The sequence below is a fragment of the uncultured Streptococcus sp. genome, assembly GCF_963536705.1.
In the GTDB taxonomy this organism is placed as follows: Bacteria; Bacillota; Bacilli; order Lactobacillales; family Streptococcaceae; genus Streptococcus.
Map to the genome: position 1 here is coordinate 44,439 of NZ_CAUTAP010000001.1, position 22,661 is coordinate 67,099.

The following is a 22,661-nucleotide window of genomic DNA, read 5'->3' on the forward strand; positions in this document are numbered from 1 at the left end:
TTCTAAATAAGATAAGGGAAGTCGGAAGATTATTCTATTTTTGTAATTACTGTAATTATCTGTTATAATATCCCTAAGGAGGAAGCAAGATGGCAGTAAAAACTAGAAAACAAGGGAATTCTATAACAATAACGATTCCAAGTGAATTTAATATTCCGAGTGGCGTGCATTACGATGCTAAATTGTTACCGAGTGGCGAAATTGTCTTTACTCCAGAAAAGGCTGAAAATCTGGTTACTTATATTTCTGACGAATCTTTTGAATTGGATTTAAATAATATTTTTGATGAATACGATGATATTTTTAAAGCTTTGGTGGAAAAATGACAGTCTATTTAACAGAAATTCAAATTGCAAAGATTAATACTTTAGTTATTCAGCGCTATTCTCCGAAAGAACAAATCAAGACGATTAGTCCATCAGCACTAAATATGATTGTGAACTTACCTGAGCAATTTGTTTTTGGGAAACCTCTTTATCCATCAATCTTTGATAAGGCGACAATTTTATTTGTTCAATTGATAAAAAAACATGTTTTTGCTAGTGCTAATAAACGAACGGCTTTTTATGTTTTAGTAAAATTTTTACGATTAAACGGTTATCATTTTGCTGTTACGCTTGAAGAAGCGGTTGAAATGTGTGTAAGAATAGAGGTTGCATCACTGTCTGAGCAAAATTTAAAAAGCTACTCAAAATGGGTTTCTGAACATTCGTTTCGTAATGATAACGATTAAGCTTTAACTATGCAAGGAGTGCAATCTTATGCCTAGACCGAAAACTAAAGAAGATTTGCTGTTAGCTGCTAAGGAAAACTATGAGAAGCTACAAACTCTCATTTCCAAATTGTCTGATGAAGAGCTAAATACACCCTTTGATTTTTCTCGGGATGAAAAGAAGAAAGAGGCTCATTGGAGACGGGATAAAAATCTAAGAGATGTTTTGATTCACCTCTATGAATGGCATCAGCTCTTGTTGAATTGGGTGCATTCCAATCAAAAGGGTCAAGAGCAGCCCTTTCTTCCTGCGCCCTACAACTGGAAGACTTATGGAGAGTTGAATCTGGAATTTTGGAAAAAGCATCAAAATACTTCTCTTGAAGAGGCAACTGAGATCTTTCATCAGTCCCATCAAGATGTTTTGAAGTTGGCAGACACATTTACAAACGAAGAATTATTTTCAAAAAATGTCTATAAATGGGTCGGAGGGACCGTACTAGGTTCCTATTTTGTAAGTGCTACTTCCAGCCATTATGACTGGGCCATGAAAAAATTGAAAGCTCATCAAAAAAATTGTAAAGCAAAATAGTCTGTAGAAGACAAGAATTAGAGAGAAATAAGAATGAAGAAATACAGCAAAATAATCATGTCCTGCGCCTGCCTGGCTTTGACTTTTGGACTGGCGGCATGCGCCAGTTCGCAGAAAAATAAAGAAACAAGTCAAACTACATCGACTTATTCAAATCTAAACAGTAAAAAGAGTGTCGAAGAAGTTAAGAGTTTGTTGGCTGCCAACTTGGATAAAGACAGTGTCGATAACTTTGTCAATCTAGTCAATGACTACAATGGACTTGTTGGTTCTACTGGATTAAGGGGCGATTTCACTAAGTTTACCAAAACTGAATATGACGTAGAAAAAATCAATCCTCTATGGCAGGCAAAAAAGGGCGATTTTATCGGAACAAATTGTCGGATTAATACTTATACTTTGCTGAAAAATAGCATCGAAATCCCTCAAATCGAAAAAGATGACGAACTCTTGTTCATAGATAATGATTCGATTGACAAGGGCAAGCTCTTTGATGCCAAGGATAAGGAAGAATTTAATATCCTGTTTTCAAGAGTCAAAACTGAAGCGACTCAAGATGTCAAAGTCCATGCTAAGAAGATGGAGGAATACTTCAAAAAGTTCAAGTTTAGCGAAAAAGCACGGATGCTTTCAGTCATTGTCCACGACAATCTTGATGGCGACTCTCTCTTTGTAGGGCATGTCGGCGTCTTGGTTCCAGATAAAGACGGATATTTATTTGTCGAAAAGCTGACCTTTGAAGAGCCTTATCAGGCAATCAAATTTGCGACCAAGGAAGATGTCTACAAATACTTGCAGACCAAATATAAAGACTACACAGGAGAAGGACTGGCCAAACCTTTTATCATGGACAATGATAAGTGGGTAGAGGGTAAATAATGTGCTTTAGTTAGCATTAAGAAAATAGAACTGGGAGATTAAGCGTATGGAATTAAAAGATTTTACAGAAAAGGAACAGGAGCAGATTAATCAAGGGCTCAGCACTGCAGAAATTTCCGATAAGGAAGCTGCCAAAAAGATTCTGGCACTTGTGCCCCAAGAGTGGATTAAGAGAATTCCTTTCTTCGTGAGAGGGCATGCGACGACCAAGACGGTTGAGCGAGTTGCTAAGCAATATCCTCAGCTATACGCTGTCGCTAAGCAGCAAGGCGAACTTCCTGACAACGAAAGAGAAGAATTGCGCGTGATTATGACAAGCATTTTTGAAGAAAAGATGAATAAGCATAAAATCAGATGAACTCCTACTTTGAAAAAAATGAGAGCCTTAGAAAGTCACTGGAAGCAGTGGCTTTTTCATTTGTTTTTTTGGCATGACAAGGCCGGTCGCTAACGCTATTTTTGGATGATGGTTTCTAATTGGGCTTTGGGACTATTCTCCATGAGAATTATCGGTAAAAATGATATAATAAACCTATATTTTCTAGAGGAAAAGGCAGGCTATGAAATTACTTTATACAGATATTCGCCATTCTTTGACCAAGGTTTTAGTGGCTGAGGCTGAGAGCTTGGTGGCGGCTGGTAAGCGAGTCTTTTATATTGCGCCAAATTCGCTATCTTTTGAGAAGGAGCGGGCGGTTTTGGAGTGCCTGAAAACTCAGGCTTCCTTTGCCATTACGGTGACGCGCTTTGCCCAGATGGCTCGGTATTTTGTCCTCAATGATGTTCGGCAAGGGCAGAGTTTGGACGATATTGGTCTAGGAATGCTGATTTATCGGACCTTGACAGAGCTGGATGATGGAGAGCTTAAGGTCTATGGCCGGATTAAGAAGGATGCCCAGTTTATCCAGCAATTGATGGATCTTTATCATGAACTGCAGACTGCCCAGATGTCCTTTGCGGATCTGGAATTTCTCGAGGAGCCTGAGAAGCGGGAGGATCTGGTCAAGATTTTTACAGCGGTGACTGCTGCTCTGAATAAGGGTGATTTTGATTCGTCTTCTCAGATTGCTGCTTTTGCCCAGCATATTCTGGCTGGTGATACGGATGAGGAGTTGGAGAATTTGGCCCTGGTCATTGATGGCTTTACTCGTTTTTCTGCCGAAGAGGAATACTTAGTCGGTCTTCTGCATCGGAAAGGTGTGGAGATTGTCATTGGGACCTATGCCAGCCAAAAAGCCTATCGAGCAGCCTTTCGTGAGGGCAATCTCTATCAGGCCAGCGTGGATTTTTTGAGAAAGCTAGCCGAGGACTATCAGGTCAAGCCTGACTATATCTCTCATGCGGGAGCAGAAGATGCCTTTGGACGGATTTCCAAGGTCTTGGAGAGTCGCTATGATTTTTCTGAGCAGGCTGTTGAAGTTAGTGAGACAGACCGCTCACAGCTTCAAATTTGGGCTACTATGAACCAGAAAGAAGAGTTGGAGTATGTGGCTAAGTCCATCCGGCAGCGGGTTCATGATGGTGTGCGCTATAAGGATATTCGTCTGCTTTTGGGAGATGTGGAAGCCTACCAGCTTCAGCTCAAGACCATTTTTGACCAATATCAGATTCCCTACTATTTAGGGCGGAGCGAGTCAATGGCCCAGCATCCGCTGGTTCAGTTTGTCGAGTCCTTGGAGCGGCTCAAGCGCTATAACTTCCAACTGGAAGATCTGCTCAATCTCTTAAAGACGGGGCTCTACGGCGATTTAACTCAGGAAGAGCTGGATCATTTTGAGCAATATCTGCGCTTTGCGGACATTAAGGGAGCAGGCAAGCTAGCTAAGGATTTCACGGCTAATAGCCAAGGGAAATTTGACCTAGACCGTCTCAATCATATTCGTCGCCGAGTCATGACTCCGCTGCAAGACTTTTTCAAATCCCGCAGCCAGACGGCGTCTGGGCTCTTAGCTAAGTTTACAGAGTTCGTCCAAGCAGCCCGTTTGTCTGACAATTTAACGGCTCTGCTGCAGGGAGGAAGTCAGCAGGAGCAGGAGCGTCATGAGGAAGTCTGGAAGGCTTTCAGTCATGTCTTAGAGCAGTTTGCTCAGGTCTTTGCAGATAGCAAGGTCAAACTGGATGATTTTCTGGCCTTGGTCTTGTCAGGTATGCTTTTGTCCAACTACCGGACGGTACCGGCGACAGTAGATGTGGTCAAGGTCCAGTCTTATGACCTGATAGAGCCTTTAGCAGCTCCTTACGTCTACGCGATTGGACTGACCCAAGAGCGTTTCCCGAAAATCGCGCAAAACAAGAGTTTGCTCAGTGACGAAGACCGGGCTCGACTCAATGACGCAACGGATTCTCAGGCGGAACTCCAGATTGCCAGCTCAGAAAATCTCAAGAAGAATCGCTATACGGCTCTATCGCTGATGAATTCTGCTACCAAAGAGCTGGTCTTGTCTGCGCCAGCCTTGGTCAATGAAGTAGAGGACAGCATGTCGACCTATCTGCTGGAATTGACTGCGGCTCCACTTTCCTTGCCCATCATTGTCAAAAAGCCTCAGGCTTCCAGTGACGATATTGGCAGCTACCGAGCTCTACTTTCTCAAATCATCGAGCTCCACCAAGAGGAGATTGACCGAGAGAGGACAGCAGAGGAGCAGACTTTTTGGGCAGTGGCTGTCCGGGTTCTGCGCAAGAAATTGGCAGCAGAAGGCATCAGCATTCCGCAAATCAGCAAGGAACTGAAAACGGAGTTTCTACAGTCGGAAACTCTGCAAGCCCTCTACCCTCAGGAGCAGCCTCTCCGACTTTCAGCGTCTGCTCTAAACGAATATTTCCGGCATCAGTATGCTTATTTTCTCAAGTATGTTCTGCGCCTGCAGGAAGAGTGGACCATTCATCCAGATGCTCGCAGTCATGGGATTTTCCTTCACCGGATCTTTGAAAAGGTCCTGCAAGATGATTCGTCAGCAGATTTTGACCGGCGTTTAGCGCTGGCTATGGAAGAGACCAGCCGAGAGTCTGAGTTTGAGAACATCTACAGTGAGTCAGGACAGACCCGTTTTGCCCGCCAGCTCTTGCTAGATACGGCGAGGGCGACCGGCCGGGTGCTGGCTCATCCAAGCGGGATTGAGACTATTGGCGAGGAGACTGGCTTTGGCTCAGCTTCTAAGCCTTTCCTGACCTTGGAAAATGGCAGAGCAGTGACCGTGAGCGGTAAGGTGGATCGGATTGACCGTCTGACCAAGACCGAGAGTCTGGGAGTGGTGGACTATAAGTCTGGCGATATTAAGTTCAGCTTTGAAAAATTCTTTAATGGACTGAATTCTCAGCTGCCGACCTATCTGGCGGCGATTGAGGAGTTAGCAGACTATCAAGAGGATAAGGGGACTTTTGGCGCCATGTATTTGCAGATGACCGATCCGATTGTGGCGCTTAAAGATACCAAGACTTTGGCGGATGCAGTCAGTCAGTCTATGAAGCCACTGCAATACAAGGGGCTTTTTGTGGCTGATGCTGTCAAGGAGCTTGGTCCGCTCTATGAAAAAAATAAGACCAACTTGCTGAGCCAGGAAGACTTGGACTTGCTCCTGACTTACAATGCTTACCTTTATAAAAAAGCTTCAGAAGGCATTCTATCAGGCCATTTTGCAGTCAATCCTTATACAGAGAATGGGCGTAGCATTGCACCTTATGTGGAGCAGTTTAAGTCCATTACGGGCTTTGAAGCCAATCTCCATTTGGGACAGGCACGCCAGCTAGAAAAACTAGATGCAAGCAAATTTGATAGGCGGCCAACTGGTGAGAAGTTGCGCCAGGCCTGGCTAGAAAAGATGAGGGAGGAGATGGAAAAATGAAGAGAATTCCTTTTTTAACTGCAGAAGAAATTGCTCTTAAGCAAGCCCAAGAAGCTGCTTCGGACAAGCCACAGAAAAAGACGGCAGAGCAGATTGAGGCCATCTACTCCTCTGGGCAGAATATTCTGGTCTCCGCATCGGCCGGCTCGGGTAAGACTTTTGTCATGGTCCAGCGAATCATAGACCAGATTCTTAGAGGTGTCGCTGTCAGTCAGCTCTTTATCTCAACCTTTACCGTCAAGGCGGCAGGCGAGCTAAAAGAGAGGCTGGAGAAGGAACTGGGTAAGGCCTTGAAAGAGGCTGAGAGTCCTGAACTCAAGCAACACCTAGCCCAGCAATTAGCTGACCTGCCCAATGCCGATATTGGCACCATGGACGCCTTTACCCAGAAAGTACTTAGTCGCTATGGTTACCTGCTTGGTTTGGCACCGAATTTTCGGATTCTCCAGTCTGCCAGTGAGCAGCTGATTCTGCAAAATGAAGTCTTTAGCCAAGTATTTGACCGTTACTATGACAGCGAGCGTCAGGCTTTGTTTAGCCGTTTGGTAAAGAACTTTACTGGTAAGCGCAAGGATTTATCAGGCTTTCGGGAGCAAGTTTATCGGATTTACAGCTTTCTGCAGTCAACTAGCAGTCCTCAGCGCTGGCTGGAAGAGACCTTCCTCTATGGCTATGAGCACAGCGACTTTGCAGCAGAAAGAGAGCGGGTATTTGACCAAATCAAATCAGCCCTTTGGGAGCTGGAAGCTTTCTTTTCTGCCCATTTGGAGCATGAAGGAAGAGAGTTTGCGGGCACCAAGTATCAGGAAAATGTCCAAGATGCTCTGACCGTCTTGGCAGGCCTGAATGAACTGTCCTCAATAGACGAAACCGCTCAGATTCTCAAGCAGATCGTGGCACTTTCTCAACTGTCCAATAGCCAGGCCTTTACAGCTCGGGTTGGTAAGAATGCAGACGAGCTCAAAAAAGAAATGGCCAAGGATTACAATGAAGCCAGGAAGCCTATGATTGAGCGGCTGCGAAGCTTTGACCAGCAGCTTTATCAGCTGGACTTTATTGAGCAACACCAGGCTGAGTGCCTGCCTCTAGTTGAGCTTCTGCGGGATTTTGTGGCGGACTTTGCACAGGCTTACCTGGAGCGTAAGAAGGCAGAAAATGCCTTTGAATTTGGTGACATCAGCCATTTTGCTATTGAGATTTTAGAGACTTTCCCAGAGGTACGTCGCTTTTATCAGGAGCGCTACCACGAGGTCATGGTGGATGAGTATCAGGATACCAACCACACGCAGGAGCGCATGCTGGACTTGCTTTCCAGAGGGCAAAATCGCTTTATGGTAGGTGATATCAAGCAGTCTATCTACCGCTTCCGTCAAGCGGATCCGCAGATTTTCAGTGATAAGTTTAAGGCCTATCAAGAGGATAGCAGTCAGGGCAAGCTGATTGTCCTTAAGGAAAATTTCCGTAGTCATCTTGAGGTGCTGGAAGCGACCAATGATGTTTTCAAACGCCTGATGGATGAAGAAGTTGGGGAAATTGACTACAATGAAACCCACTATTTGGTGGCGGGAAATCCAACCAAACGTGAGCCTAATCCAGCTAACCGCGCTTCTTTCTTAATCTATGAAGGCTCTAAGGAGAGTCCGGAAGAGGAGGCTGATGAGGGCTTGCCACAGGCAGTATCAGCTGGGGAAGTGGACCTAGTCATCAAGGAAATCATCCGCCTGCACAATGAAGAAGGAGTGGCTTTTAAAGATATTACGCTGCTGACAGCTTCCAGAACCCGCAATGATTTGATTTTAGCTGCCTTTGAGCAGCACCAGATTCCGCTGGTACCAGATGATGGCGCAGCAAACTATCTGCAGTCGGTTGAGGTATTGGTCATGCTGGATACCCTGCGGACTATCAATAATCCGCTGAATGACTATGCCTTGACCGCCCTTCTCAAGTCTCCCATGTTTGACTTTGGTGAGGACGAGCTGGCTCGGCTGTCCCTGCAAGACAGTCAAGAGCGTTCTCAGGAAAATCTTTATGAAAAGCTGGTTAATGCTCTCCAAGGAAGAGGTTTGAACTCTGCTTTAGTCACCCAGGAACTGCAGAAAAAGCTGCAGCATTTTTATGAGACCCTAGAAAGCTGGCGGACTTATTCCAAGACGCACTCCCTGTATGATTTGATTTGGAAGATTTACCAGGACCGTTTCTACTATGACATGGTGGGGACTCTGGCTAATGGTGTCCAGAGACAGGCCAATCTCTATGCCCTCTCTTTGCGGGCCAATGAGTATGAAAAGTCCAGCTTTAAAGGTCTCTCTCGCTTTATCGGAATGATAGATCGTATCTTGGAAAATCAGCACGATCTGGCTAGTGTGCCAGTGGCGGCGCCTAAGGACGCCGTTCGTCTCATGACCATTCATAAAAGTAAGGGGCTGGAGTTCAAATATGTCTTCCTGCTCAATATGGACAAGGCCTTCAACCGTCAGGATAGCAGCTCTGCTATTATCCTCAGCCGGACCAAGGGAGTCGGCATCAAGTATGTGGTGGATGTATCGGTTTCTGTGGAAGATCCTTATGCGCCGAATCAGCTGCGCATTTCCATGGATACGCTGCCTTATCAGCAGAATCTAGCGGAGCTGCAGTTGGCTAGTCTGTCTGAGCAGATGCGCTTGCTTTATGTGGCCATGACGCGGGCTGAAACCAAGCTTTATCTAGTCGGCAAGGGCAGTCAAGAGGCCTTGGATAAGCGTCAGTGGGGTAAGAGCCAGCAAGGGCGTTTGTCTGCCAGTCTGCGCAGCCAACTCAGTAATTTCCAAGACTGGCTCTATGCCATTCAGGCGGTTTTTTCCGATGAGAATCTTGCCTACGAGACCCGTTTTGTCACTGATGAGGAGCTAACTGCTGAAGAGATAGGGCGAATTAATGAACCTGTGCTCTTTCCAGCGGATGATTTGGCAGATAATCGTCAGTCGGGTGATATCCGTCGGGCTCTGGATATTTTAGAAAGCGTGGACCGACTGAATAGCCAGTACCGCTCTGCCATTGAGCTGCCTAGTGTGCGAACTCCAAGCCAGATTAAGAAGTTTTATGAGCCAATCATGGATACGGATGGCCTGGATATCATGGATGAGCGAGCAGCTTTTCGGCCTCAGCCTAACTTTGACTTGCCTGATTTTGGCAAGAAAGCCAAAGTAACTGGGGCTCAAGTCGGCAGTGCTGTTCATGAGCTTATGCAGCGGATTCCTTTGGATAGCAGTCCCAGCATGGCTGTACTTCGTTCTGCTTTAGCTCAGGTTCAGGCCGATGAAGCGGTCAAAAAGCAGATTCAACTGCCTAAGATTGCATCTTTCTTTGAGACGGATTTGGGGCGACTCTTGATTGATAACAGTGATAGACTTCGTCGAGAAGCACCATTTGCCATGCTCAAGCAAGATGAGGACAGCGGTCAGGAGTTTGTTTTGCGGGGGATTTTGGATGGCTATCTGCTCTTTGAGGACCGGATTATCCTCTTTGACTACAAGACGGATAAATACAAAGAGCCATCTGAGCTGATTGCTCGCTATCGAAGCCAGCTAGACTTATATGCTCAAGCTCTCAGCCGCTCTTATGGCATTTCGCAGATTGAAAAATATTTGATTCTGCTAGGCGGTGAGCAGCTTCAGGTGGTTAAGGTTGACTGATTAGTTTGTCGTGTTCAGAAAGGAAGGAATCCTGTGGAACAGTTAGAACGCATTCAAAAAATGGAAAAGCACCTGAATAAATATTCTCAGGTATTGGCAAGAGCCCAGGAAGCTTTAGCTGAGTTAGAGCACTGCCAGTCAGATTATATTCAGTTGAGGGACTACTATACTGGTCAGGAATTTTTTGATGATTTAGAGTTCTCGAATGGACCGGATTTCCCTGAAAATATAGCTTGCGGCGTCTTAAGCGAAGATGCTGTCTATGACCTGATGGGGGAGCATTTTGAAACAGCGATTAATTTGTTGGATTTGTCCAGTGCTATGCTGAAAGAACGTTAATACATTTAGAAAGAAAAAAATATTTAATTTTTTTCAATTTTCCTCTTGCTTTTTAATAAAAATTCATGTAGAATATTCAACAATAAATTGAAAGCGATGAGAGAAAAAGTCTAAGACAAGAAACAGAGAGTGCCTAATGGTGAGACGGCATGCAATACTTAGACGACACATTCTTGAGTGCGGATGCGAAATCAGTCAGCAGTCTGAGACTAGTGTCCGACGGCTGATTGCCGTTATCAATCTGGAGTCTCGTACTCCCAGAGGGTCCTCAGGCGACTGAGGTCCGAATAAAGGTGGAACCACGTGTCAACGTCCTTGCAAAGTTTTTTTGCGAGGGTTTTTTATTATATTTAAACCAGAAGATTCCCTATTTTCGTTACCAAAGCGGTAAATTTCGTCTTTCATTTATTAGAAGTTCTAAAAGATAATCAGAGTCAGATAATGGCTAGTGTGTGAAAGAGAGGTGGCAAGATGGTTAAGCTAAAAGGTCTCAGGCAGATTAATCCCTATGTAGCAGGGCAGCAGCCCAATGAGCGAGACATGATTAAGCTCAATACCAATGAAAATGCTTATGGACCAAGTCCTAAGGTGGCAGAGGTCCTGCAGAACTTTGATGTCCAGGAGTTGCGCAAGTATTCCAGTTTGGATCAGGCGGAGCTCTGTCAAGCTTTGGCGGCAAATTTAGGTATTTCGCCCGACCAGCTCATTATTGGTAACGGGAGTGATGACATCTTGTCCATGGCTTTCCTGGCCTTCTTTAACAGCGGCGAGTCGGTCTTATTTCCGGACTTGACCTATGGTTTTTACAAGGTTTGGGCGGACCTCTACCACGTGCCTTTTCGAGAAATCCCTCTGACAGCCGATTTTGAGGTCCATCCGTCAGATTATTTTGGAGATAATGGCGGTATTATTCTGGCCAATCCCAATGCTCCGACAGGGATTTATCTGCCGCTGGATCAGTTGGAAGAAATTCTAGCGTCCAATCAAGATGTGGTCGTGGTGGTGGATGAGGCTTATATTCACTTTGGCGGTCAATCTGCCCTGCCTCTTCTAGAAACCTATCCCAACCTCTTTATCACGCGGACCTTTTCCAAGGATGCTGCTTTGGCTGGTCTGCGGGTGGGCTACGGCATCGGTCATCCAGACTTAATAGCTGTCATGAAAGCTGTTAAGGACTCCATCAATCCTTACTCAGTGGATATGTTAGCAGAGCGCTTGGCTCTTGCAGCGGTGAAAGATTGGGATTATTATTTGGAGACCGGTAGAGCCATTCAAGAGACCCGAGATTGGTTTGCTGGAGAATTGGCTGCGCTGGATTTCCAAGTCCTGCCTAGTCAGACCAACTTTGTCCTAGCCAAGCCTACTAGAATCTCTGCAGCAGAGCTTTTTCAGCAACTAGAGGAGCGTCGGATTTATGTGCGGTATTTTCCAAAAGCAGAACGAATCAAAGACTTCCTTCGTATCTCTATCGGACGGCGAGAGGAGATGGAAGCAGTCTTGGCAGTCATCAAGGAAATTTGCAGCAGCTGAGAGTTTGACCCAAAGCCAGTCAGTGTAAGAATAGATCTAGAAAGGAAAGCAGCCTATGAATAAAATCACCCTTCCGATTGGCATGCATGACAAGCTTTTCAAGAGGGCGCGTGTGACCTACGAGATTGAGCGGGACATCAGTGATTTTCTGATGGCTCAGGGTTTCAATCGGATTGACACACCGACTTTGGAGCACTTCGAGGTCTTCAGTGACCATGTGGAGCCCCATCATTATCATCTTTTCGATAAAAAAGGCGAGTTATTGGTACTACGGCCAGATGTAACCAGCCAGATTGGTCGGGTTATTGCTTCGACCAGGGTGCATACACCGACCAAGTTTTCCTATTCAGGTAAGGTTTTTCACTATCAAGAAGAGCTGCGCGGTCTTGCCAACGAGCTCAGTCAAGCAGGTATTGAGATTATCGGCTATCCAGCTCACGAGGCGGTGCTTGAGGCTATCAAGACAGCCAAGCAGTCGCTGGATTTGGCGCAGGTTAAGTCTTATCAGTTCGAGTTTTCCCATGCGGCAATCCTGCAGACCATTTTAGAGAGTCTGGCCCTGGATTCGCAGGAGGAGGCCCAGCTGCTAGATTATATTCGCAAGAAAAACAGGACGGGGATCTTTGAATTCACCCAGACCAGATCGAGTGAATTTGATGATTTTTTGCAGGAGCTGCCCTATTTGTTTGGTCCTAGCCAACAGGTTTTAGCTAGGGCTAGAGAGATAGTTGACAACGAGCGGATATTGATGGCTTTAGATGATGTGGAGCAAGTTTTGCGGAGCCTATCAGGCTTGCTGGATCAGACAACTATGGACTTGGGGCAGGTGGCGGCTATGCCTTACTATACTGGATTGACCTTCAAGGTCTTTAGCGACCGAGTGCCTGATGCTTTTCTATCTGGTGGTCGCTATGATCAGCTTTTCAAGCGCTTCGGGGCAGCAGAGCTGACAGCTATCGGCTGGTCTCTAGACATTGACAGTGTCTATCAGGCTATTCATGATGACCTGCCGGACGAGTGCGGAAAGGAAGGTGACAGCAGATGAGTCAGATTACCATTGCCCTGACCAAGGGGCGGATTGAGGAAGATACGGTCAAGCTCTTGACTCAGGCTGGCTTTGATATGTCTTTCATGGCAGACAAGGGGCGCAGTTTGATTTTTGAAAGCCCAGACGGTTGCTTTCGCTTTCTCTTGGTCAAAGGGCCTGATGTGACGACCTATGTGCGCCATGGAGTCGCTGATTTGGGCATTGTCGGCAAGGATATTCTCTTTGAGCATCCGACTGGCTATCTGGAGCTGCTGGATCTGAACTTTGGCCTTTGTAAATTCTCACTGGCCTCGGTGCCCAGCTATGACCCTCATGATCACAAGCGCAAGCGGATTGCGACTAAGTATCCGACGGTAGCGACTGATTATTTTAATCAAAAAGGGGAAGATGTGGAAATCATCTCCATCCAAGGAAGCGTGGAGATTTCACCGGTGCTGGGCTTGGCGGATGCCATTGTCGACATTGTGGAGACGGGGCATACCCTGTCAGCTAACGGCCTGCTGGTTTTTGAAGACATTTGCCGAGTATCAGCCCGGCTCATTGCCAATCAGGCTTCCCTGAAAAATAACCCGGATATCATGCCTTTTGTGGCAAAGATTGAATCCCTAGTAGGAAGAAGAGAGGTGGCTTTTAAATGACAATTATCAAACGTTTAAGCGGAAGTAACGAAGAAATTTCACGGATTTTATACGAAGAGCAACTGCAGCTCAGCCAGCAGAACTTAGATGTGGAAGAAGCGGTGGCTGAGATTATTGAAACGGTCAAACAAGACGGTGACCAAGCTTTAAGAGACTATACCATGCTTTTTGACAAGGTTGAGGTGACAGATTTTGAGATTGGGCAGGAGCTAATTGACAAGGCCTTTGAGGAGATTGACCAAGAGGTCTTGGCCGCCCTGAAAAATGCCCAAGCTAATATTGAATCCTACCACCGCCAGCAATTGGAGACTGGTTTTGAGGATAGTCCCAGTGAGGGTGTTATCCGTGGTCAGTTGATTCGGCCGATTGAGCGGGTCGGCACCTATGTACCTGGTGGTACCGCAGCCTATCCGTCCTCCGTCCTCATGAATGTTATTCCAGCCAAGATTGCTGGTGTCAAAGAAATCATCATGATTACACCACCTCAGGAGCATTTTACTCCAGCGATTTTGGTCGCTGCCAAGCTGGCTGGTGTGGATCGGATTTTCCAAATTGGTGGAGCCCAAGGTGTAGCAGCTCTGGCTTATGGTACTGAGACCATTCCCAAGGTAGATAAGATAACTGGACCGGGCAATATCTTTGTGGCTACAGCCAAGAAGATGGTTTATGGCGTCGTGGGGATTGACATGATTGCCGGACCTTCGGAGATTGGGGTCATTGCGGATAGTTCAGCCAGTCCAGTCTATGTGGCAGCTGACCTCCTGTCACAAGCCGAGCACGACAAGCTGGCTCGGGCTATTCTGGTGACCGACTCGGAGGAGCTGGCGGACCAAGTCGAAGCAGAGCTAGACAGACAGCTGAAAGAGCTGCCGCGGGAGGAAATCGCGCGTGCTTCGATTGAGAACAACGGCCGCATCATCCTTGCACCCTCGAAGGAAGCCATGTTTGAGCTCATGAATCAGGTGGCACCTGAGCATTTGGAAATTGCCATGGATGATGCCTACAGCTATCTAGATCAGGTTGAAAATGCTGGCTCTATCTTTCTGGGGCATTATACTAGCGAGCCAATCGGTGACTACTATGCGGGAGCCAATCACGTTTTGCCGACGACCAGCACCAGCCGCTTTTCATCAGCTCTGGGTGTCTATGACTTCATCAAGCGCATCCAGTACACCCAGTACAGCCGTGCTGCTGTAGGGGCAGCTGACAAGGATATTACCAGTCTGGCCTATGCAGAAGGCCTGCAGGGACATGCCAAGGCCATTGAAGCCCGCAGACAGGAAAAATAGAAGGAGTTGCCATGAGACAAGCTGAAATCAAGCGAAAAACACAGGAGACCGATATTGAACTGACTGTGAATCTCGACCAACAGGAGCCGGTAGCTATCGAGACTGGTGTCGGATTCTTTGACCATATGCTGACCCTTTTTGCCCGCCACAGTCGGATTTCTCTGACGGTTAAGGCTGAAGGTGACCTTTGGGTGGACAGCCATCATACGGTCGAGGATGTGGGTATCGTATTAGGACAGGCTCTGCGTCAGGCCTTGGGAGACAAGGCTGGTATCAACCGCTACGGCACTAGCTTTGTGCCTATGGATGAAACGCTGGGTATGGCCAGCCTGGACCTATCCGGTCGCTCCTATCTAGTTTTTGAGGCGGATTTTGACAATCCCAAGCTTGGGAATTTTGACACCGAGCTGGTGGAGGAATTTTTCCAAGCCCTAGCCTTTAATCTGCAGATGAATCTGCACCTGAAAGTCCTTCATGGCAAGAACAGCCACCACAAGGCGGAAAGCCTCTTTAAAGCGAGTGGCCGAGCTCTGCGGGAGGCTATTACGATAAATCCAGAGATTCATGGAGTCAACTCCACCAAGGGCTTGCTCTAGCTTGTCCTTCTGAGTGAAAGGAGTTGATGTAGAGATGATGATTGTTATTGATTATGACGCGGGAAATACTGCCAATGTTCTCCGTGCTCTAGCTCAGGTCGGAGTAGAAGCGCGCCTGTCAGCTGACCCGCAGGAAATTTTAGCTACCGATGGCTTGATTTTACCAGGTGTCGGTGCTTTTCCTACTGCCATGCAGGAGTTGGAAAGGCGAGGGCTGGTTTCAGTTATCCAGCAGGCTGTGGCCGATGGTAAGCCTCTCTTGGGCATTTGCTTAGGTATGCAGCTCTTGCTGGAGTCTGGATTGGAGAATGGTCAAAGCTCTGGACTGGGCTTGATTCCCGGTGTTTGCCGCCGGATTCCGGATCAGGCTGGTCTGCCTGTGCCTCACATGGGCTGGAATGACTTACAAATCCGTCAGACGTCTGCTTTGACAGCCGGTCTCGAGGGCCAGTCAGTCTATTTTGTCCATAGCTACTACACAGATGTTCCGAAGGAGTACTTGGACGTGACGGCTGATTATGGGAGACCTATCCCAGCCATGATTCACCGAGGATCGGTCTTTGGCTGCCAGTTTCACCCAGAAAAGTCTGGTGCTGTTGGCCTCGGTATCCTAGAGAAGTTTAAGGAGTATGTCTATGAAAATACTGCCCGCTATTGATATCAAAGACGGCCAGGCCGTCCGCCTTTTTAAAGGGGATTTTAGTCAGAAGACGGTGGTCAATCCCGATGTTTTGGAGCAAGCTCGAGTTTTCAAAGAAGCCGGGGTTACCATGATTCATGTGGTTGACTTGGACGGGGCCTTAGAAGGTCGGGCGGCCAATCGAGATCTGATTGCCCAGATTAAAGCGGAAACTGGTCTAGCTATCCAAGTCGGGGGCGGCATCCGCAGTCTGGAGCAGATTGAAGATTACCTGGCGGTTGGCATTGACCGTGTCATTATTGGCTCTATGGCTGTTAAGAATCCTGAATTTGTTGAGGCTGCGCTGGAGCGCTTTGGAAGTAGCAAAATCGTGATTGGCATTGATGCGAAAGAGGGGCTGGTTGCAACTGAGGGTTGGTTGGAAACTAGTAGTCAGGACTATATCAGCCTAGCGCTGGCCATGGAAAAAATCGGCGTCCGTCTCTTTGTCTATACAGATGTGGACCGAGACGGTACTCTCACTGGTCCCAATATCCAGCATTACAAAAAATTGCTGGCAGCTCTCAAGCAAGCTCATGTCATTGCCTCTGGTGGTATTCAGTCAGCGGATGACTTAGAAGAGCTGAAAAAACTGGGCTTGGCTGGTGCCATTGTGGGCAAGGCCTATTACAGTGGACGAATTAGCCTAGAGCAGATTAAGGAAGCAGAAAGGGGCTAGCCATGCTGAAAAAAAGAATCATTCCCTGTCTGGATGTCAAGGACGGTCGGGTGGTCAAGGGCATCAACTTTGTCAATCTGACTGATGTGGGCGATCCAGTCGATGCGGCCAAGGCTTACTATGAAGCAGGCTGCGATGAGTTGGTCTTTCTGGACATCACCGCCACCCATGAGGGGCGGGACACGACGGTCGAGATGGTCCGGCGCGTGGCGGAGCAGGTTTTCATTCCCTTTACCGTCGGGGGCGGCATTCGCACGGTTGAGGACATGAAGCGGATGCTGCAGGCTGGTGCGGATAAGGTTGCAGTTAATTCCTCAGCACTGGCAAATCCTCAGCTTTTGCCTGACTGCGCTGAGAAATTCGGCAGCCAATGTGTGGTGCTGGCCGTGGATGCTAAGAAAGAAGCGGATGGCAGCTGGCATGTCTATCTAGCTGGCGGCCGCAAGGACAGCGGTCGCGACCTGTTAGACTGGGTTCAAGAAGCCGTCGGTCTTGGAGCGGGGGAAATTCTTCTGACCAGTATGGACAAGGACGGGACCAAGTCCGGTTTTGACTTGCCTATGCTGGAAGCCGTCTCTCAAGTGGTTTCCGTTCCTATCATCGCATCTGGTGGTGCTGGCAGTAGCCAGCATATCCTAGAAGTTTTTGAAAAGACTGCGGCAACAGGTGCTTTAGCAGCTTCGATTTTCCATTATGGGGAGGTCTCCATCTCAGAGACCAAAAAAACTATGCTGGAAGCAGGATTGGAGGTGCGCCTCTAATGACAGAAGTAAAGTTAGATTTTCAAAAGCAAGGCGGTCTCATACCTGCCATTATCCTAGACCACACTAGCAAAGAAGTTCTCATGTTGGCCTATCTCAATGAAGACGCCTACCATCTGACCCGCACCAGCGGTCAGATGTGGTACTGGAGCCGGTCTCGTCAGGAGCTTTGGCATAAGGGAGCCACCAGCAGCCACTACCAGACTGTCAAAAAAATCACAGCTGATTGCGACCAAGATACCCTGCTGATCGAGGTAGATCAACTGGGAGCAGCCTGCCACACCGGTGCCAAATCCTGCTTTTTCCATACAATCTGGGATGAAGAAGACGGCAAAACTGACTAAAAGCTCCCTTACTTTAGTACTTGGTTAATGCAAATATAAAACTAAGAAATCAGTATCAAGAAACCGGCCTGCCATTGGAAAGAATTGCTTTTTATAGTAAAATAAGGACAGTAACAAGGAGATACTATGCTAGAAACCCTCTATCAAGAAGCCCTCAAACGCAAAAAAGAGCCCAAGGAAGGCTCCTATACCAGCTATCTCTATGACAAGGGGCTGGACAAGATTCTCAAAAAAGTCGGTGAAGAAGCGACAGAAGTGGTCATTGCGGCCAAAAACGCTGATAAGAACGAGATGGCCAATGAGACAGCTGATCTGCTCTACCATCTGGCGGTCGCTCTCGTCGAGACTGGCGTCAGTCTGGAAGAGGTAGAGGCCATCCTCCAGGCCCGTCAGGGCAAGCAGAGCCGGATTCACGACCGACCTGAAATTGACCATTACTAAGCGGATATAAGATTTACAGAAAGGCGGTCTAGCATGCGCGACAACCATCTTCATACCTATTTTTCCTATGATTCTGAGGCGGATTTCTGTGATTATCTGGACCATTACGAGGGCGAGATCGTCACCACTGAGCACTATGATTTGTCCAATCCCTACCCTTACGAAGCTGCCTCGCCCCACGATGATGTGCCTGACTATGCGGCCTATTCAGCAAAAATAGCAGTGCTGAACCAGCAATATGGCAACCGCATCAAAAAGGGCATTGAAATTGGCTATTACGCTCCGCGTAAGGGCGATATCTTAGCTTTCCTAGCAGACAAGGATTATGACCTCAAGCTCCTATCGGTTCACCACAATGGCAGTTTTGACTATCTGGAAGATCCGGTCTTGCAGCTGGACAAGATGGAGCTGATTCCCTCCTATCTGATAGAGTTAGAGGAGGCTATTGAGGCTGTGCCAGCAGATGTACTAGCTCACTTTGACTATGGTTTCCGAAAATTTGCGCTTACCGTAGAGGAGTTAAAAACTTTTGAACCAGAGTTGCGACAGCTTTTTCAAAAGATGATTGACCATGGTCTGGCTTTTGAGCTCAACTGCAAGTCCATGTATCTATATGGACACGAGGAACTCTATATCTACGCTCTCTCTCTAGTCAAGGAGCTGGGCGGTCAGCGCTTTTCAGTGGGATCAGACGGCCACAAGCTGGAGCATTTCCGCTTGCAATTTGACCGAGTTGCCAAAATCTTAGCGGAGGCCGGCATAGGCGAGGAGCAGTTGATCTAGAAGGAGAAATCATGGCCGAGATTATGCCCTTAAAATCAGAGGAAATCCCACTCTTAGAGGAATTTCTTTACCAAGCTATTTTTATTCCCCAAGGTCTAGCGCCGCTTTCTAGAAGCATCCTGAAAGAGCCATATTTAGAGATGTATATCAAGGGCTTTGGTCAGCAGCAAGATGATTGGGCTTTAGCAGCAGAAGTGGACGGTCAGCTGGTCGGAGCAGTCTGGGTTCGCATCATGAAAGATTACGGCTATTATGACGACCAGACTCCCTCTCTATCCATTTCATTCCTGCCTGAGTTCAGAGGACAAGGACTAGGCCAGCAGTTGATGACGGCCATGCTGGACTTGCTCAAGGCCAAAGGCTACCCAAGTGTCTCCCTATCCGTTTCTAAAGACAATCCTGCCGTTCGATTTTATCAAAAACTGGGCTTTGTCACGGTTGAAGAGAGGGAAGATGATTATTTGATGTTGTGCCGATTGAAATAAGAAAAGAAAACTCATGAAACTAGAACGATTAATTTATATTCTACTAGCCCTTTTGAATAAGAGGCAGATAACAGCTAAAGAAATTGCTGAACGTTTTGAAATATCTACCCGCACAGTATATCGAGATATAGACACGCTTAGCTTAGCTGGAATCCCAATTTACTCTGAACGTGGGGATAAGGGAGGCTTTTATATACCGGATGACTACAAGATGGACAGCAGCTTTTTCACAGAAGAAGAAAAGCAGTTTATCATCAATATGAGCCAAAATGTTGGCAAAATTGTTGGACATCCTAGTTTTGACAATATCGAGCATAAGCTTTCTTCTCAAGAAGCGACTGATAAGGTCAATCCATTTTATTTTGATCTCAGTTCATGGTCTCTTAATACAAATTATTTACTTGAGATTGAACAGGCTATACAAACTGGGAAGAAAGTTTCCTTTTCTTATTTTTCTAAAAAACAAGAACGAAGCCAGCGAACGATTCTTCCTTATCGTCTGATTTTTAAACTAAATGCTTGGTATGTTATCGGCTACTGCTTAGAAAAGTTAGATTTTCGCTTTTTCAAACTCAGCAGAATTCGTGACTTGCAGCCAGTCGAAGAGGCTGTCGATGTTGGAGATTACCCGCTTTTATCTCAAGAAAAGCTAGAGCTTTTTTTAAATCGATCCAAAGATAAAGTTGAAGGCAGTAAAGAAGAAATAGAGCTAATTTTTGAAGAATCTGCACTTCCAAAAATTTATGACCACTTCACAGAAGAAGAAATCACTGTTGAGCAAACCAGAATAAAGGTACATGCTTTCAGAGCATTGACACCGGCCTTTTTCGAATTGATTTTAAGTTTTGCTCATCAAGTAAAAGTCATATCACCAAAAAAACTGCAGGATAAATTAATTGATTCTCTTCAAAAAAATCTTCAGCAATATGACAGACTGTAGTCATATTGCTTTTTGTATAATCTTAAATGGCTTGAAAATCTCATTGTTTGAGTGCTTGCCTAAATTATTTTTGGAGGTTCAAAATATGGATACAAAAACATTAGCAGAAAGCTATTTTAATGCAGTCAATAAAGGTGGATGGGAAGATTTCGTGGCTGAAAACTTTAATTATGGAATGTGCGACAGTCAGGAAATCAGGCAAGGGCGTGATGTTTATCTGCAAGGTGCAGGTCAATTCTATGCTTTAAGTCAGCATCTTGAAGTGAAGATGTTATTGGTAGAGGGGCGAGAAGCAACAGCTTTAAATCGCTATCGCCTGCAGTCGCCCCACGGAAAAGAGCTAGAATTGGATGTCGCAGAATTTTTAAAATTTGACGAATCAGACAAATTAATCGCATCCACCATTTACTTTGATACTCATCGTTTCCAAGAGTTTATGCAAGGGAGATAACTATGACAAAAGACCGCTCAAACAGCGGCCTTTTGTATTATAGTTTATGTTAGAAGGAGCCTCCGCCTCCTCCGCCCCCACCACCTGAGAAGCCACCTGAAATACCAGATGACAAGCTGAAGTAGCTACTTGAGCTGGGAGGATTCAATGAAATATCAACATTGCTAAAGCCTGTAGCAAAACCTGTAGATATATTACTGAAGAAGAAACTTTCAAGATTTGTTTCTTTTAATTGAATGTCTCTTCCTTTTAATGTTTGACTGACTTTTTCCGCATAGCCAAAAAGAGTCGCATATACTAGAATTCGATTCCAGAGAATGATTCCCTCTACCTCAGTTTGACTAAGATGAGCAATATCGCGCAGCATGTTGGAGAAGCTCTGCCATTCAATTACTTCTTCTCTAAATTCCTTTTTTAGGTATCTATCTGCCATTCGATTCAATTTTATTTGAGCTGCTTTCCCAAGGAACCACGCGACAAATAGAAGCAAAGGATAAATGTAGGAATATGAGTAATCAAACTGTCCGGTAGTAAAAGGATTATAAAAAAGAGAACCTAAAGAGAGAATAATAATACCAATATAATAGGAAATATAAGCTAATGAAACAGGTCTTTCTTCTTTTTTGCTTATTTTACGGTATCGTATAGGGAGATTTAAATCGACTCTTTCTTGACGGACATAGTTCGCAACAGTACGTAGAGCCTCTTGAAATTTCTGTCGTGTAGAAGACTTGGAGCTTTGTTGGTAATCTGGGAACATCGTATCAGGAGTAACTTTATCCTTATCGCCAAAGACCATTTCCAACAGTTTTATCTCGTAGCGACTTAGGTTATCTAAGTGAACAATTTCCAGTTTCTCTCCTGATCTTCCAATGCGAAATTTTATATTTCCTCTGTCAATCAGATCCATTAAAGTAGCCTGTACTAAACTAGAAAAGCTAGGAGTTCCTGTTTTTCTAGTATGAGCAAGAGATTTTTCAATTGATATATTATAGATATTGTATGCAAGTTGCAGAGGAGTAAGATTCTGAGGCGGTTCATAGAGTCGAGTATTTTTAGGAAGCTTGTTTAGATAATAAAATCTTAGTAAATAGTAAAGAAAGCAAGCCAGACTTATAATCAGAAACGAGAGAGCAATGACTGGACCTAGTACATAAATTATAAAGCTATGTTGCTTCTGTTTTTGTTCAATTTCTTTTTCCTTCTCTTCAAATTGCTTGCGGTGGGTTGAAGGGATAATACTGGCAGTATCAATATCTGTAAATATACTCTTGTCCCAAGCGCCGTGCAATTCAAGTTTTGTTCCTTTTGTGAGATTATTTGACCTAACCGCCAGAATCTGATTTAATTTTTCTACCTTTGGTTGGTTTTTATTGAAGCCTGTATGGGCGAAAAGCTGAGCACTAGTATCGAAACGATCCGTAGAAACAGAAAAATATAATCGTCGAATATCCGCATCCCAATCAGAAATCGGTATCCAATTCAGCTCAGCTATATCTTGATACACCCAAAGCATGTTTTGTAATTTCCAAGTTATAGTGATAATGACTTGATCACCAGATTTACCAGAATTATAGATTGTAATCTTTTTTCCGTCTTTTACAGCCTCTTCTTTTATCTTTTGTGGTGATTTTTCCTGTCCATTGGTGATAATATCTATCTTAGGATTGTCTTCGATTTGAAAGCCTTTAGGCATCTTGCCAGCCTGGCCCAGCGTGATATATTGGCCGTTATAGGAACTGTCGTATTCAAAAGTTACTTCCTCTGTAAAAGTTGCTGTATTATCGCTATGCAGCTCTAGCTGTCCTACATAGGATGTAATCCTGCTCTCGACATCTTCAGCCAATATGTGACGAGGAACAAAGATGCAAAATAATGAAGTAAGAAGTGCTAGGCTAAGCAGTAGTCTGTTAAAACTGTAGGTGTTTTTCATAAATCTTCCTTTCGATAATGACTTATTAT

The 22,661-nt window shown here is 45.6% G+C and carries 23 protein-coding genes; 22 read left to right on the forward strand and 1 reads right to left on the reverse strand.

Translation table 11 applies throughout. The annotated features are described in order from the left end of the window. The first annotated feature begins 89 nt into the window (after window positions 1-89). From RWX26_RS00190 to RWX26_RS00295, 22 genes are all read left to right on the forward strand, one after another. Entirely contained in the window at window positions 90-326 is a 237-nt protein-coding gene (locus RWX26_RS00190) for an AbrB family transcriptional regulator (protein ID WP_125434354.1), read from the forward strand. After that, window positions 323-733, forward strand: a complete 411-nt coding sequence (locus tag RWX26_RS00195; protein ID WP_314578015.1) for a type II toxin-antitoxin system death-on-curing family toxin — start codon at window positions 323-325, stop codon at window positions 731-733. Before RWX26_RS00190 ends, RWX26_RS00195 begins: the two co-directional genes overlap by 4 nt. 28 nt (window positions 734-761) lie before the next feature. Then, on the forward strand, window positions 762-1,304 hold the full coding sequence (locus RWX26_RS00200; RefSeq protein WP_314578017.1) for a ClbS/DfsB family four-helix bundle protein: 543 nt from the start codon (window positions 762-764) through the stop codon (window positions 1,302-1,304). A gap of 33 nt (window positions 1,305-1,337) precedes the next feature. Continuing rightward, window positions 1,338-2,183: a DUF4300 family protein gene (locus RWX26_RS00205; protein ID WP_223313090.1), complete on the forward strand. Its 846-nt coding sequence runs from the start codon at window positions 1,338-1,340 to the stop codon at window positions 2,181-2,183. A 46-nt stretch (window positions 2,184-2,229) separates the two neighbouring features. Beyond that, complete coding sequence (locus RWX26_RS00210; protein ID WP_223313089.1) at window positions 2,230-2,541, forward strand: hypothetical protein; 312 nt, start codon at window positions 2,230-2,232, stop codon at window positions 2,539-2,541. Between the two features lie 202 nt (window positions 2,542-2,743). Beyond that, window positions 2,744-6,025 (forward strand): ATP-dependent nuclease subunit B, encoded by a 3,282-nt coding sequence (gene rexB / locus RWX26_RS00215; protein WP_314578024.1) that lies wholly within the window; start codon window positions 2,744-2,746, stop codon window positions 6,023-6,025. Then, on the forward strand, window positions 6,022-9,696 hold the full coding sequence (gene addA / locus RWX26_RS00220) for a helicase-exonuclease AddAB subunit AddA (protein WP_314578027.1): 3,675 nt from the start codon (window positions 6,022-6,024) through the stop codon (window positions 9,694-9,696). The genes rexB and addA overlap by 4 nt, the downstream gene beginning before the upstream one ends. 33 nt (window positions 9,697-9,729) lie before the next feature. Further along, complete coding sequence (locus tag RWX26_RS00225) at window positions 9,730-10,035, forward strand: DUF4298 domain-containing protein (RefSeq protein ID WP_002914863.1); 306 nt, start codon at window positions 9,730-9,732, stop codon at window positions 10,033-10,035. A 471-nt stretch (window positions 10,036-10,506) separates the two neighbouring features. Then, complete coding sequence (gene hisC / locus RWX26_RS00230) at window positions 10,507-11,565, forward strand: histidinol-phosphate transaminase (RefSeq protein ID WP_314578030.1); 1,059 nt, start codon at window positions 10,507-10,509, stop codon at window positions 11,563-11,565. 55 nt (window positions 11,566-11,620) lie between these two features. Then, window positions 11,621-12,610 (forward strand): ATP phosphoribosyltransferase regulatory subunit, encoded by a 990-nt coding sequence (locus RWX26_RS00235; RefSeq protein WP_314578033.1) that lies wholly within the window; start codon window positions 11,621-11,623, stop codon window positions 12,608-12,610. Next, window positions 12,607-13,251, forward strand: a complete 645-nt coding sequence (hisG, locus tag RWX26_RS00240; RefSeq protein WP_314578035.1) for an ATP phosphoribosyltransferase — start codon at window positions 12,607-12,609, stop codon at window positions 13,249-13,251. The genes RWX26_RS00235 and hisG overlap by 4 nt, the downstream gene beginning before the upstream one ends. Further along, window positions 13,248-14,540: a histidinol dehydrogenase gene (hisD, locus tag RWX26_RS00245; RefSeq protein WP_314578037.1), complete on the forward strand. Its 1,293-nt coding sequence runs from the start codon at window positions 13,248-13,250 to the stop codon at window positions 14,538-14,540. Before hisG ends, hisD begins: the two co-directional genes overlap by 4 nt. Before the next feature lie 11 nt (window positions 14,541-14,551). Beyond that, complete coding sequence (gene hisB, locus RWX26_RS00250) at window positions 14,552-15,136, forward strand: imidazoleglycerol-phosphate dehydratase HisB (protein WP_125378382.1); 585 nt, start codon at window positions 14,552-14,554, stop codon at window positions 15,134-15,136. A gap of 34 nt (window positions 15,137-15,170) precedes the next feature. Further along, window positions 15,171-15,794 (forward strand): imidazole glycerol phosphate synthase subunit HisH, encoded by a 624-nt coding sequence (hisH, locus tag RWX26_RS00255; RefSeq protein ID WP_314578040.1) that lies wholly within the window; start codon window positions 15,171-15,173, stop codon window positions 15,792-15,794. Then, window positions 15,772-16,494, forward strand: a complete 723-nt coding sequence (gene hisA / locus RWX26_RS00260; protein WP_314578041.1) for a 1-(5-phosphoribosyl)-5-[(5-phosphoribosylamino)methylideneamino]imidazole-4-carboxamide isomerase — start codon at window positions 15,772-15,774, stop codon at window positions 16,492-16,494. The genes hisH and hisA overlap by 23 nt, the downstream gene beginning before the upstream one ends. A 2-nt stretch (window positions 16,495-16,496) precedes the next feature. Further along, window positions 16,497-17,255 (forward strand): imidazole glycerol phosphate synthase subunit HisF, encoded by a 759-nt coding sequence (gene hisF, locus RWX26_RS00265; protein ID WP_314578044.1) that lies wholly within the window; start codon window positions 16,497-16,499, stop codon window positions 17,253-17,255. Further along, on the forward strand, window positions 17,255-17,599 hold the full coding sequence (hisI, locus tag RWX26_RS00270) for a phosphoribosyl-AMP cyclohydrolase (RefSeq protein WP_314578047.1): 345 nt from the start codon (window positions 17,255-17,257) through the stop codon (window positions 17,597-17,599). Before hisF ends, hisI begins: the two co-directional genes overlap by 1 nt. A 126-nt stretch (window positions 17,600-17,725) precedes the next feature. After that, the gene (gene hisE / locus RWX26_RS00275) at window positions 17,726-18,040 is read left to right on the forward strand and encodes a phosphoribosyl-ATP diphosphatase (protein WP_314578050.1); all 315 of its coding nucleotides are present in this window, start codon (window positions 17,726-17,728) and stop codon (window positions 18,038-18,040) included. A 33-nt stretch (window positions 18,041-18,073) separates the two neighbouring features. Next, window positions 18,074-18,823, forward strand: coding sequence for a PHP domain-containing protein (locus tag RWX26_RS00280; RefSeq protein WP_314578053.1), 750 nt, complete (start codon window positions 18,074-18,076; stop codon window positions 18,821-18,823). An 11-nt stretch (window positions 18,824-18,834) separates the two neighbouring features. Beyond that, a complete protein-coding gene (locus RWX26_RS00285; RefSeq protein WP_314578055.1) occupies window positions 18,835-19,308 on the forward strand; it encodes a GNAT family N-acetyltransferase in 474 nt (157 codons plus the stop codon). Window positions 19,309-19,321: 13 nt separating this feature from the next. Next, window positions 19,322-20,248, forward strand: a complete 927-nt coding sequence (locus RWX26_RS00290) for a YafY family protein (protein WP_314578057.1) — start codon at window positions 19,322-19,324, stop codon at window positions 20,246-20,248. Beyond that, a complete protein-coding gene (locus RWX26_RS00295; RefSeq protein WP_314578417.1) occupies window positions 20,235-20,699 on the forward strand; it encodes a hypothetical protein in 465 nt (154 codons plus the stop codon). The genes RWX26_RS00290 and RWX26_RS00295 overlap by 14 nt, the downstream gene beginning before the upstream one ends. Before the next feature lie 49 nt (window positions 20,700-20,748). Here the strand turns inward: RWX26_RS00295 and RWX26_RS00300 are convergent, their stop codons facing one another. Then, a complete protein-coding gene (locus RWX26_RS00300; protein ID WP_314578059.1) occupies window positions 20,749-22,632 on the reverse strand; it encodes a DUF2207 domain-containing protein in 1,884 nt (627 codons plus the stop codon). Between the last annotated feature and the right edge of the window lie 29 nt (window positions 22,633-22,661).